The 13,463-nt window shown below is 37.1% G+C and carries 12 protein-coding genes; all 12 read left to right on the top strand.

What is annotated here, in order from left to right; translation table 11 throughout:
• Nucleotides 1-20: 20 nt before the first annotated feature.
• The 12 genes from C8D73_RS01215 (at nt 21) to C8D73_RS01160 (ending at nt 13,304) form a co-directional block, all read left to right on the top strand.
• Complete coding sequence (locus C8D73_RS01215; protein ID WP_113077063.1) at nt 21-1,256, top strand: dicarboxylate/amino acid:cation symporter; 1,236 nt, start codon at nt 21-23, stop codon at nt 1,254-1,256.
• A gap of 16 nt (nt 1,257-1,272) precedes the next feature.
• Entirely contained in the window at nt 1,273-2,460 is a 1,188-nt protein-coding gene (locus tag C8D73_RS01210) for a pyridoxal phosphate-dependent aminotransferase (protein ID WP_113077062.1), read from the top strand.
• 92 nt (nt 2,461-2,552) lie between these two features.
• A complete protein-coding gene (locus C8D73_RS01205; protein WP_046429980.1) occupies nt 2,553-3,401 on the top strand; it encodes a MurR/RpiR family transcriptional regulator in 849 nt (282 codons plus the stop codon).
• Between the two features lie 103 nt (nt 3,402-3,504).
• Nucleotides 3,505-3,669, top strand: a complete 165-nt coding sequence (locus tag C8D73_RS01200; protein WP_021718341.1) for a YnfA family protein — start codon at nt 3,505-3,507, stop codon at nt 3,667-3,669.
• A 90-nt stretch (nt 3,670-3,759) separates the two neighbouring features.
• On the top strand, nt 3,760-4,950 hold the full coding sequence (locus C8D73_RS01195; protein ID WP_113077060.1) for a dicarboxylate/amino acid:cation symporter: 1,191 nt from the start codon (nt 3,760-3,762) through the stop codon (nt 4,948-4,950).
• A 271-nt stretch (nt 4,951-5,221) separates the two neighbouring features.
• Nucleotides 5,222-7,450 carry a bifunctional diguanylate cyclase/phosphodiesterase gene (locus C8D73_RS01190; RefSeq protein WP_113077059.1) on the top strand — a complete coding sequence of 743 codons (2,229 nt, stop codon included), beginning with the start codon at nt 5,222-5,224 and terminating at the stop codon, nt 7,448-7,450.
• Entirely contained in the window at nt 7,444-8,457 is a 1,014-nt protein-coding gene (locus C8D73_RS01185) for a sugar ABC transporter substrate-binding protein (RefSeq protein WP_113077058.1), read from the top strand. Before C8D73_RS01190 ends, C8D73_RS01185 begins: the two co-directional genes overlap by 7 nt.
• 243 nt (nt 8,458-8,700) lie before the next feature.
• Nucleotides 8,701-10,044 (top strand): sensor domain-containing diguanylate cyclase, encoded by a 1,344-nt coding sequence (locus C8D73_RS01180; RefSeq protein ID WP_170123146.1) that lies wholly within the window; start codon nt 8,701-8,703, stop codon nt 10,042-10,044.
• A 120-nt stretch (nt 10,045-10,164) separates the two neighbouring features.
• A complete protein-coding gene (locus tag C8D73_RS01175; protein WP_113077056.1) occupies nt 10,165-10,932 on the top strand; it encodes a prepilin peptidase in 768 nt (255 codons plus the stop codon).
• Between the two features lie 80 nt (nt 10,933-11,012).
• Nucleotides 11,013-12,086, top strand: coding sequence for a type IV pilus assembly protein PilM (gene pilM, locus C8D73_RS01170; RefSeq protein ID WP_113077055.1), 1,074 nt, complete (start codon nt 11,013-11,015; stop codon nt 12,084-12,086).
• Entirely contained in the window at nt 12,079-12,633 is a 555-nt protein-coding gene (locus C8D73_RS01165; RefSeq protein ID WP_021718347.1) for a PilN domain-containing protein, read from the top strand. Before pilM ends, C8D73_RS01165 begins: the two co-directional genes overlap by 8 nt.
• Entirely contained in the window at nt 12,630-13,304 is a 675-nt protein-coding gene (locus C8D73_RS01160; RefSeq protein WP_113077054.1) for a type IV pilus inner membrane component PilO, read from the top strand. The genes C8D73_RS01165 and C8D73_RS01160 overlap by 4 nt, the downstream gene beginning before the upstream one ends.
• Nucleotides 13,305-13,463 lie beyond the last annotated feature (159 nt).

Genomic DNA, 13,463 nt, shown 5'->3' with positions numbered 1-13,463 from the left:
TTGGGAAACGAGGGGATAGTATGAGTACGTTTTTGTTAAATAAAAAATATTTGCCGCATAGAGTAGGCGTTTGTTTTATCATAGGTATTATAGCCGGACTGTTTTTCCATGATTTTTCTATTTGGGTAAAACCTGCCGGAGATTTATTTATGAATATGATTAAAATGTTAATTGTTCCGGTTATCTTTTTTAGCGTTACAAGCGGCATTGCTGCTATTGGTGATGTGCAGCGGTTGAAAAGAATTGGCAGTAAAGTAGTCATTGTCTATTTCCTTATGACAGTTAGTGCTTGTATTGTTGGTATTGTTATGGTTAATATGACTCATCCAGGTGTGGGATTTACACTTGATAATATGCAGGCATTTGATACTTCAAAAGTGAAAACCCCATCATTTGTAAATTTTTTGTTTGATATGGTACCAGTTAATATTGTTGACAGTATGGCTAAAAATCAGATTATGCAAATGATTTTTTTTACTGTTCTTGTAGGTGTGGCACTGGTGTCTTTAGGTGAGAAGGTAGCTGGGGTTACTAAAATTTTTGATCAATGTGCAAGTATTATTTATAAAATGCTGGATATAGTTATGTTATATTCTCCTATTGGTGTATTAGCACTGATGGCGAATACTACGGCTGTATTTGGACCTAAGCTTTTTGGGGTTCTGGCTAAGTTTGTTTTTACAGATTGGGTTGGCTGTCTTTTGATTTGGTTTTTCTTTAGTGGTATCGTCTGGTTATATACTAAAGTAAATTATCTGGAAATGTGTAAATCAATGATACCGATCTGGGTAAATACTATTGCTACTAATTCCAGCGCAGGTACGATACCTATAACTCTAAATGTTACTACAGAAAGGTTAAAGGTACCGATGTCTATTGCTTCATTTTCTATACCTTTGGGAGCCACGATAAATTTGACTGGAGCCGCTTTATATAAAACGATACTGGCGTTTTTTGTAGCTGAGATCTATGGTTTGCAGCTCACTATTGATCAGATTTTAATGGTTATTATTATTTCGACTATTATGTCTATCGCGGCACCAGGTATCCCCGGTGGTGGTATTGTAACAGGTGCGATTTTTTTAAATCTTTTAGGTTTGCCAATGGATTTAATGGGGCCTATTGCTGGAATGTACAGACTTATTGATATGTCACATACTACAGTAAATGTATCGGGTGATGTTTTAGGAACGATGCTGGTTGCCAAAAATGAAAATATTTGGACTGGTGAAGATTTTAATAAAACTTTAGTTTAGGATAGGAGGAATTATAATGTTAGCAGAAAGAATGAATACTTTTTCAGGTTCGCCAACTTCTGCATTGATTGCGAAAGTAGCTGAGTTGAGAGCAGAGGGAAAAGATATTATTTCTTTAAATGTGGGTGAACCTGATTTTGGGACTCCTGATTATATTAAATGCGGAGCTATCAAGGCAATAGTTGATAACTTCAGTAAGTATACTGCTGGTAACGGTATTATAGAATTACGCCGTTTGATTTCTAAAAAATTACATGAAGATAATAATTTAGAATATACCACAGATGAAATTTGCGCGACTGTAGGAGCTAAGCAGGCAATTTTTAATTCGATCATGGCTTTAGTAGATCCTGGAGATGAAGTGCTTTTGCCAGTTCCTTGCTGGGTTAGTTATACTGAGATGATTAAGTTTGCAGGAGCGAAACCAGTTTTTGTAGATGTAGAAGCAGAAACTTTTGATTTGGATATTGAGGCTTTAGAGAAGGCTGTAACTACGAAGACAAAAGCTATTGTTATTTGTACTCCTAATAATCCAACTGGAGCTGTTTATAGCGAAGGTACTTTGCGTAAATTAGCTGATTTAGCTTGTAAATATGATTTTTATATTATTACAGATGAAATTTATGAAAAGCTTATTTATGACGATGCAAAGCACTTTTCAATAGCTTCTATTTCTAAAGATGTTTGGAACAGGACTTTAACTGTAAATGGCTTTTCTAAGGCTTATGCAATGACTGGCTGGCGTATTGGATATGTAGCTGCCAATAAAACTATTATAGATGCAATAAAGAAAATTCAAAGTCAAACAACTTCAGCTACCAGTGCTATATCTCAGAAGGCTGCTGTTGCTGCTTTGAGTGGACCGCAGCATGATTTGGAAGTAATGGTTGCAGAGTTCGATAAACGAAGAATTTATTTATTGCAGCGTTTGGCCGAAATGCCGGGGGTAAGCTGTGCGAAACCTAGAGGAGCTTTTTATCTATTGCCGGATTTCAGTTGTTATTTTGGCAAAAAATATCGTGGCCGTGAAATAAAAGATGCCGTTGATTTTGCTAATATTCTATTAGAAGCTGTTCTGGTGGCATTGGTTCCAGGGGAAGCATTTAATATTAAGGGCAAAGTAAGATTGTCTTATTCTAATTCTATGGAGAATTTAAAGGAAGCAATGGATAGAATACAGTCTTTTGTAAGAGAACTTGAATAAAATAAAAAGAAGCAGGGAAATTTATCCCTGCTTCTTTTTATTTTATGGTGTATAATATTAACATAATACTTAATATTTAAAGGAATGTTGTTATGGATAATTTGATTAGTAAGATCCAGTCTATGAATTTAACTAAAACAGAAAAAGTTATAGCAGATTATATTCTTGATAATATTAATAACATTGGTCTTAGTACAGTGACTGATATATCTTTAAAGTTAGGTGTAAGTGATACTTCTATTATTAGGTTTATTAGATTACTTGGATTTGCTGGGTTTGCTGATTTTAAAAATACTATGAAAGAACGGATGCTTGAACATTATAATTTGAATTTATCGCCAAGCCAGAAATTTACTAATACCAAAGATAAAATAAATAGTGATAACGTAGTAAACGATGTTTTTTATAAGGCTATTGATAATTTATCTTCGACGATGCTTAATTTAGATGACAAATTAGTGAATAGTATCGCTGAGTGTATTATAAAAAGTCGGAATAAATATATTATTGGTTTTAGAGGAACATCTTGTTGTGCTGATTATTTTACACGTAAAGCAGTGTTTTTTGTGCCGCATTTGATTTTGTGCAATATGGCAGAAAGCAGTGTTATAGAAAAATTGATTGATCTTAATGAAGAAGATTGTTTGGTGATGTTTTCGTTCCCGCGCTACTCTGAGATTAATTATTCTATTTTAGAGCTGGCTAAAAAGCGTGGTAGTAAAATCATTCTCATTACAGACAGAGTAACGTCACCATTAGTGCCATATGCTGATTATTTGTTAACGGTAAAAATAGACGGAGTTGGTTTTACAAATTCTTATGTAGTTCCATTATGTGTTGCAGAGTCGTTAGCAATCTTGATTGGTCAGAAAATTGGAACTGATTCTAAACAGCGGCTGGCAGATTTAGATTTTTATATTAGCAAAAATAATTTATATTAAATGTGAAAATGATAAAAGTCTGGATTTTAGTTAGCCAGACTTTTAATTTTTTATTTTATGGCTATAATATTAGATGGATTGCGTATTTGGAAAGGAAAATTTTATGTTTAGTTCGATTATGATTTTTATTTTGGCAGGTCTGGCTGAAATCGGCGGCGGTTATTTTGTATGGCAGTGGTGTGGGTCTGATGATGTGGGCTCCACGGTAGTAAAAAAGTCTAAAATACTATTTTCAGTACTTTTATTTAAGAAAATAATAATATTTTGAGAGAAAAAGTGAAAAACAGTTGAGGAATTGATTAGTATATGCTATTTTAGTATATAGTAAAATATTTTATCCAAGAAAAGAGTGACGCTAATGAAAAACATACTGGGAAGTTTGCCTGCCCGACTTTTACTGGGTGTTATTGCAGGTATTCTGGTAGGCTTATATGCCAATGAAGCTTTGATGCAGGTTATATTAACCATCAAAAATTTACTTGGTTCATTGATTATTTTCTGTGTACCGCTGATTATTATCGGGTTCATTGCCCCGTCTATCACGCGTTTGGGCCAGCATGCGTCGACAATGCTGCGTGTTGCTATTACTTTAGCTTATGTTTCTTCGGTTGGAGCAGCATTTTTTGCAATGTTTTCAGGGTATGGTATTATTCCCCATATGAATATTGTTTCTTCTGTAGATGGTTTAAAAGAACTGCCAAAGCTGTTGTTTGATCTAAAGATCGACCCGATCATGAGTGTAATGAGCGCCTTGGTCTTTTCTGTTTTGATTGGTGTGGCAGCTGCCTGGACTAAGGCTGCTGTGATTACTAAATTTTTGGAAGAATTTCAAAAAATTGTTCTGGCTATCGTTACTAATATTGTTATTCCTCTGCTGCCGATTTTTATCGCCTGCACTTTTTGCGCATTGTCGTACGAAGGTACGATTACCAAACAGCTGCCTGTGTTCCTGATTGTAGTGCTGATAGTAATGGTGGGACATTATATCTGGCTGGCATTGTTGTACGGTTTGGCAGGTCTTTATGCCGGCGCTAATCCAATGGAAGTGCTGAAGCATTACTGGCCGGCTTATATTACTGCCGTAGGTACAATGTCATCGGCGGCTACTTTAGCAGTGGCGTTGGAATGTGCACGTAAATCAAAAGTGCTGCGCAAAGACTTGGTAAATTTTGGCATTCCACTGTTTGCCAGTATTCATTTATGTGGCAGTGTTTTGACTGAAGTATTTTTTGTTATGACTGTTTCGCAGATTTTATATGGTGCTTTGCCGGAATTAGGTACGATGATTTTATTCTGTCTGTTGCTGGGTATTTTTGCTATTGGTGCCCCCGGTGTTCCAGGTGGTACAGTTATGGCTTCTTTAGGCCTTATCATCAGTGTACTGGGTTTTGATGCTACTGGTACGGCTTTGATGTTGACGATTTTTGCACTGCAGGACAGCTTTGGTACTGCCTGCAATGTAACTGGTGACGGTGCTTTGACTTTGGTCCTGACAGGCTATGCTGAAAAAAATGATATTGAAGAAGTAAATGAAGCTTCTATTTTATAAATCAAATTTATAAATCAAACTATTTTTATAATAACCCCGTTCCCAAAAAGGGAACGGGGTTATTATTTTAAGTTGATAAAAGATAAATAAAGTGATAAAATATTTAAAATAAAACTTAAAAATATATTTATGAAAATAATATTTAGTTGCTAAATAAAAAGAAATAAAGATATTGAAATTTATTGATAAGTAATTGTTCAATGTAATGCCATAGTGAAAAAAGTGATATTTAATTTTTTTATACTTCTAACGAAGCCGGATGGGATCTGTCATGAATTTTGATAAAATTTTACAAAAACCTTTTTTGATATCTGTTTTTGTATTTAACATCATTTTATTTGGTGTTATTGTTTTTTTGTTGGGATATGTTCAAAATTTACTTGACAGTGATTCCAGAAATAACCTTGAAGAAATAGTTTCGCAAAATAAGAACGTTATTACCAGTAAACTGCTTTTAGATCTTAATCGTCTGGATATTATCAGTAATAAAATATCTGACGGACTGAAAAATAAGAATATCACCAAAGAAGCGGATATCAATAAATTTTTAGAGGATTATTCTAAAAACAGCATTGATGATAGTTTATTCTTAGCGAATAAAAATGGGCTTGCCTATGTAGATGGCGACACGCATATAGATATTTCAGGACGCCGATATTTTAAATTAGCTATTGATGGTATTTCTAATATTTCTGAACGTACTATTTCAAGAATCAACGGCGAATATATTTTTGTCGGCAGCGTGCCGTTGTATTACGATAATAATATCATCGGTACGATTCAGAAAATCTATACGGATAAACAGATGAATGAGCTGTTTGCGGCTTCGTTATTTTCGTCTAAAGGGTATATGTATGTTATCAATAGTGAAGGTTATATTATCCTGCATACCAAACACATTAATTGTGCTTTAAAATCGGATAATTATTTTCGTGATGTTTACGAATACGGAAACGTTGAAGCTGTTCGTAAAATGAAAGATGACATTAAAGCCAATAAAAGCGGTTTTATGGAAAATGCGGTCAATGGTGAAAAAACCTTCTCTGCTTATACTCCTATTGAACAGGTACATGACTGGTATCTGGTAACGAGCGTTCCTACTGATGTCATTGCCGAAAACGGAAATATAGTTATGAAGATTTTTTACATGGTTATGGTTTCGCTTGTACTTATCTTTTTGGTAAGTATCTGTTATTTTGCCTGGAACAAGCGTCGACAGAAACGGGTTTTGGAAAAAATTGCTTTTGTAGATAATGTGACAGGGGGCAATACCTATAATAAATTTCTTGTTGATGTACAGGAGACGTTAAGCAACAAAATAAACAAGCAATTTTATATCCTGAGTTTTGATGTAGATAACTTTAAATATATCAACAATTTTTACGGGTTTGCCTGCGACGATAAGATTTTGCGGCAAATATACAGTTCAGTCAGCGTCTGGATGCAGCCAGGCGAAACTGCGGCACGTATTTCCGGTGACCGTTTTGTATGTTTCTTACTGGATGCAGATGAAGAAAGAATCGAAGCGTTATTTTCAGCGATCAGAAATATTACAGAAGAAAATCTGATACTGCATTTTTCGGCTGGCGTTTATGTTATCAAAGACTACGATGAAAATATTAATCTTATGGTCGACAAGGCCAGCGTTGCGGCGCAGACGATTAAAGGTGTGCTGAATCAGCACGTGGTCTATTATTCCAAGAAATTTGATGATATGACTGCTCATAATGAAGAACTGAAACGGGATTTAAAACTTGCAATTAAAAATGATGAGTTTGTAGCTTTCTACCAGCCTAAAGTTGACATCAACAGTGGGAAGCTGGTTGGTGCAGAAGCATTGATCCGTTGGCGGACCAGAGATAATAAACTGATTGCGCCGGGCGATTTTATACCCTTAAGCGAAAAAACAGGTTTAGTTACAGATTTGGATATGATTGTTTTTGAAAAAGTATTAGCTTTCTTGCGAAGTTCATTGGATGCCGGTGTTGAATGTGTGCCGATTTCTGTAAATTTCTCACGTTTGCATTTTTCAAATGAAAAATTTTTACCGACACTTTTACAGAAAATGGAAAAATATCAGGTACCAGCGCATTTGATTGAATTGGAGCTAACGGAAAGCGCTATTTTTGATAATTTCAGTATTATTTATGATTTTACAGAGAAAGTTCGTGAATATGGCGTCGCTGTGGCAATGGATGATTTCGGTTCCGGTTATTCTTCTTTGAATATGTTGAAAGATCTGGCTATCGATACTTTGAAAATAGACAGAGCATTTTTAGAAGAAGCTGCAGACAATGAAAAACGTAACATCATTTTCGTTTCAGTCGTAGAAATGGCACGTAAGCTGAATATCAGTCTGGTAGTAGAAGGTGTGGAAACGGGAGAGAATGTTAGCCTGATGCGCGAATGCGGCTGTAATATAGCACAGGGATACTATTTTGCCAGACCGATGGAAGAAAGTAAATTTGCCGAACTTTTCAGGGAGGGAAAGTTATGCTGAGAAAAATCGTATGCCTTATAAGTGCTGTGATAATCCTGATACTCGCTGTGGGATGTGGCAGTGAGCCGCATAAACCGAAGCTGGGTGTCTCTTTTGGAGTTGGCGGCGCTACCAGATGGGTGAAAGAAAAACAGTTTATGGAAGAACGGGCTAAGGAGCTTGGTGCAGATTTCATGATTCGTTTTAACACTAACGATACACCGAAGAGCTGGCGGGAAGATTGTTTTGAGCTGATTGACAGCGGTATTGACGTCCTGATTATGATTCCCAGAGATTTACGTCAGGTTGATGATATCGTAGATTATGCTAAAAAGAAAAATGTTAAGGTTATTTCTTACGGTCGGGCTATTTTAAATCCCAAGACGGAATTGTTTATTGGTTATGACACCTATAAAATAGGGCAGAATCTGGGTAAGCATTTATCGGAGCGTGTTTATAAGGGGAACTTTATTGTTTTAAAGGGTGATAAAGGCGATTTTAATACTCACTTTTTATATGATGGTGCTAATAAATACATTGAGCCAATGCTTGGCGCCGGGGTCAATGTTATCTTAAATGATTATGTTCCCGGCTGGTCTGCTGAGACGGCTAAGGAAATGGTAAAAAAGGCTGTTATCGCTAATGATATGAAATTAGACGCTGTTTTATGCCCTAACGATGGGTTGGCCGGCGGTGCAGCAGCTGCTGTGCAGGAGTTGGGATTGAAAAATCATGTGATCATCGTCGGTATGGATGCTGAACTGGCAGCGGTCAAAAGACTTGTTGCAGGAACGCAGGATGCAACAGTGTATATGGACTTAAAAAATATGGCTTCAGCTGCAGTTGATCAGGCTTATGCCCTGGCGAAAGGTGAAAAAGTAACTGCTAATTCAGAAATAACTAATGATAAAGGCGAGAAAATCCAGGTTTATTTGATTACAGGTGAAATGGTAACAAAAGAAAATATCGATAAAGTTTTAATCGAAAGCGGTTACTATACGAGAGAGCAAATTTACGGTACTAATTAAATAATAGTGTACTATTGTTGAACACATTCCTGAATTCAAGGAATGTGTTCATTTTATGCATTCAGCGATGATGTGCATAAATCTTTTGCCGCAGGTATGAATGAGCATTTGGCAAAGCCTATAGATATCGAAAATCTTTATATATTTTTGTATCAGGTATGTTTTGAAAATTAATAAGTAATATTTTATTTGTATGATATAATAAATATTAGTTAATATAGCTGAATGCGGGAGATGTTCTCGATGGATTATAAAGAACTTTGTTGCAAAATCATTGATAGTCATGACGGCCTGGTTTATGTGACTGATATGGAGACTAATGAGGTGATTTTTGCGAATAAAAAGCTTTTGCAGGTCATTGGTAAAAATAAGGCTGAAGTATTTGGGAAACCGTGTTATCAAGCTTTGCAGGATAAGGAATGTCCCTGCGAATTTTGCACTAACAGCATACTTTCAGAAAATAAATATTATGACTGGGAGATTTTTCGCGAGGATATGCAGCGGTATTTTGTTTTGCACGATAAGCTGCTGATACTGGGCGACAGAAAATTTCGTGTAGAAGTTGGCACTGATATTACAGATCAGGTTTTAGAAAAACGTGAAATTAAAAATAAATTGAATATGGAAAAAACGCTGATCAAATGTATCGATACTTTAAATCATGAAAACGATGTCAATAAAGCTATCAATGAATTGCTTAAAATAGTCGGCGAAACATATGACGGCGACAGGGCGTATATTTTTGAAAGATGCGAAGCTGATAATACGGTTTCTAATACTTATGAATGGTGTAAAAAGGAAATTGTGCAGCAGCTGGATTCATTACAGAAGGTGCCTTTCAGTTATTTTGACATGTGGATTGAAAGGTTCAGCAATCATAAATCCCGTATTATTTATTCTTTAAAAAAAGAATTGGACCACGATTCTGAAGAATATAAAATTTTAGGGCCGCAGAATATTGATTCGCTGGTAGCAGCACCATTGTTCAATAATGGCTTGCTTATTGGTTTTATAGGTGTGGATAATCCTTCGGTAGAATATTTGCACTATGGTTTACTGGAGCAGATAACTTCTTTTATCGTCAATGATTTGCAGAAAAGACTGCTGATTGAAAAGCTGCAGGTACTTAGTTATAGGGATTCATTGACCGGTGTTTGCAACAGGACCAGTTATATTAAATATTTAGATGAGCTGAAAGATAACAGTTACAGTACTCTCGGTGTTATTTTTATTGATATAAATGGATTGAAGAAAGCCAATGACAGTAGAGGTCATGCTTATGGTGATCAAATGATTGTTAGGATCAGTGGTTTACTGAAAAAAACTTTTGCGGAGAAGGTGTTTCGCATCGGCGGCGATGAATTTGTTGTAATCTGTACTGGAATGATGCGTGAAGAATTTATGCGCAGAGAACAAACTTTACGTGCTTTTGCGGAGCAGAATGCAGAAATAAACTTCTCTCTTGGAGCAGTCTGGACAGACGAGGAGATTTCTGTCGAAAAGCTTATTGCTATTGCCGATAAGGCGATGTATGACGCTAAACGTGATTATTATCAAAAATATTTACATTGTGATGAATCGTTGTAGTTTATTGATGTATAAGCATAAACTTGCAGTAGTGTCTGTTTTTGTCTTTTATGTAATATATTTTGACAGTTCTTTTTATGCTGAAATTAACTGAAAGTACTATAATTTACAGGATATTTTATGTTGGAGCGTGGTTTTGTGTATTTGTTATTTGGTTTATATTTTGTCATCGGCATAGTTATCGGCAGTTTTTTGAATGTCTGTATTTACAGACTGCCGCTTGGGAAATCTGTTATCAGCCCTCCGTCAGCCTGCGGCAGCTGCGGACACAGGTTAGGGGCTCTGGATATGATACCTGTTCTAAGTTATTTTTTGCTGCGCGGCAGGTGCCGCTACTGTAATGCTGCGTATAGCGCCCGTTATATGCTGGTAGAACTTTTGACAGGTATTTTATTTGCTTTGTGCGGCTTGTATTATTTGCCTGGCTTAAAAATAATACTGGTTTTCTTTTTTGTAGCTTGCCTGATCGTGCAGGCTTTTATTGATCTGGATCATCAAATTCTGCTGGATGAAATTTTGATGCTGATGCTGCCGACAGGTATCATTTATGCCTATTATGCTTTACCGGACATGTGGGATTCTTTATATGGGGCTTTATTTGCCGGTGGGCTGATGCTGCTGATATTTTTGCTGAGTCGCGGTGGAATGGGTGCTGGCGATGTTAAGCTCAGTTTTGTTTTAGGCGTTTGGCTTGGGTTTAAGGCGAGTATCGTCTGTCTGATGCTGGCTTTTGTTTTTGGGGGGATAATCGGGGTGCTGCTGCTGGCTTCCGGTATCAAGCAGCGTAAAGATCCGATTCCGTTTGGACCGTTTTTATGTATCGGAGCTTATATTGCGCTTTTGTTTTCTCCATATTTAATTTATTTTTACTGGAATTTGTTTGTATGAGTTTATGAATTTATGATATAATTTATAAAATATAGTATTAAAACTGATTTTATTTATACGAATCAAGGAGGTCTGCGCAAGTGAATGTGCAAGCCATCGTAAAAAGAATGTTTCACACAAAGCCGTCAAAAATAGTTGGCGTCGATATCGGCACCGGAAGTATAAAAATGGTGCAGATAGAAACAGGCAGTAAGCCTGTAGTTAGTTGTTTTGCTGTAGCAGAGCTGCCACTGGAGCTTATCAATAATGGATTTGTCCGTAACAGTGATGCGATGATAAGCTTTATTAAAGGCTTGGTGGCAAAATATGATTTTAATGCCAGGCATGCGGTTTTTACTGTAGGCGGTCGTAATGCTTTTGTACGTGAGATCGATATGCCGGAAATGCCTGACGAAGAAATGAAACAGTCTGTAGCTTGGGATTCCAGTCAGTATGTTCCTTATGAAGCTGATACTTATTATGTGGATTCGGCTAAATTTGGTGCATATACTAATGAAGGTCTGCAGCCTGTGCTTTTGGTTGCTTCACCTAAGGATGTTATTGATTCACTGCTGGAAATCAGTGATGCGCTGGCCTGGCATACTATTGGTATTGATATCGAAGTTTTGTCTGCTTATAGAACCTTGCCCAGGCAGTTGGAAAACTTCGTTTTGCTTGATATAGGGCGTTCATATTCGATGCTGACTATTTTTCAGAACGGTGCTCCTGTTGCGCAGCGCAGTATTCCCCAGGGAGGGCAGATGTTTAATGCCGCTATTGCTAACGGTGCTGGCGTTGACCTGACGGCTGCTGAAAAGATCAAACTGGAAGATGAGTTGCTTTTGAGCAGCCTGGAAACAGATAAAACTAAATTTGCAGAATTTTTCAACGAGGTTGAAAATCTGGGACGTGAAGTACGCAGAACCTGTGAATATTATTTGATCAATAAAAAGGATGCAAGATTTACGCATCTGGTTTTGGCAGGCGGCGGTGCAAATATGGCCGGATTGTCCGAATTTTTGAGCGAAGGTATGGAAATGAAGGTTGTCGTTAACGATTTGCGTCAAGCAGTTACTTTTGTAGATAAACTTGATCAGAGAGAACTGAAAAAATATCTGGGAGCGCTGACTGTTGCAATAGGCGCTGCTTTGTACGGAGGGGAAGCAGATGATTAGAATCAATCTTTTACCTGAGTACAGGCGCAAAAGTGAGTTTCCTACATGGAAACTTTATCGTATTATAGCTTATGTATTTTTAGGACTGAGCATTTTACTGTGGGGTTACCATTTGGCAATGTTCAAGTATACTGAAAGTAAGCTCAGCGATGTGAATGAAGGTATAGTTTCAATGAAAGTCTGGCAGGAACGTTTTGATAAAGCTCAGCAGCAGAATGCGGAAGTAAATAAACGCAATACTATCGTACGCAATCTTTCTAAAGACCGCATCGTCTGGAGCCGTTCCCTTGCTGAACTGGGCAATGTTACACCTTACGGCTGCTGGCTGACAAGTGTTAAACAGGGCAATAAGCCAGATCAGATGAGCATTGCCGGTAAAGCCATGAAAATGGACGATATTGTTAAATTCATCAGTCTTTTACAGGCACGGCCTGATATTGCCAATGTGCAGCTGATTTCTGCCGATGAAAGCAACAATAATAACAGCAGTACTGCTGGCGTTATTGATTTTACTTTGGAAATTCAGAGAAGTGGGGTGAAGAAGTGAAATTAGAAATGCCTGACAGCAATATGTCAGAAAACAGTAAATATTCGTTGTTATTGTTAGGTTCGGTACTGCTGCTTGTTTTTGTAGTTCTGTATATCCTGCAGCCGCTGCGTGAAGACATTCAGAAAAATGAGCAGGAATTGACACAGGCGCAGCAGCGTTTAGCCAGTTATCAGACATTTGCTGAACAGAATAAGGATTATAATGCTTTTGCAGCGAAGCAGGAAGGCTACCTTGCTGAAGCTAAGAAGCTGTTGCCTGATATAGTAACTGTGCCTGAATTAGTACAGGAATATTCTAACCTTTCAAAGGAATGCGGAATTCAGTTCAAAAGTGTTAAGCCTCCGAGTGGCAATTTAAAACAGGTAAATGGAGCTTACGAAGTACCGCTCAATATTTCTATCAGCGGCAACTATTATAAAATGGTCGAGTTTTTGCAGAAGGTAGAAAACGGTACGAGGTTTGCAAAATTGAACAAAGCCAGTGTTAATACCGTTAAAGAAAATGATGCTTCGGGAAATCTGGATATGACGGCTGAATTTACCGTTTATTCGCTGAAGGACGCCTTAGGGAAAATGAATACTGGCGCCGCTGGTGAAAAGACCGGCCTGGATCGCGTAAAAGAACGTGACGCAGCTAATATGGCGGCAATAGACGAAGCAAAAAAATAGAGTAAACGTTATATTATTAGACCCTTGTTGTTTTTCTGCAGCAGGGGTCTTTTTATGTTGCATGGCATAACCGTTGAAAAGACTGTGAAAGCGCTGCTTCAGCCTGCAATTTTCTTGCTATTCTATATGGAAAAGTTGTATAATTAAAATATCTGTTAT

Origin of the sequence: Phascolarctobacterium faecium DSM 14760, assembly GCF_003269275.1 — a bacterium.
GTDB lineage: Bacteria > Bacillota > Negativicutes > Acidaminococcales > Acidaminococcaceae > Phascolarctobacterium > Phascolarctobacterium faecium.
The sequence above is the reverse complement of the archived record's forward strand: the minus strand, read 5'-3'. Positions and strand labels throughout refer to the sequence as shown.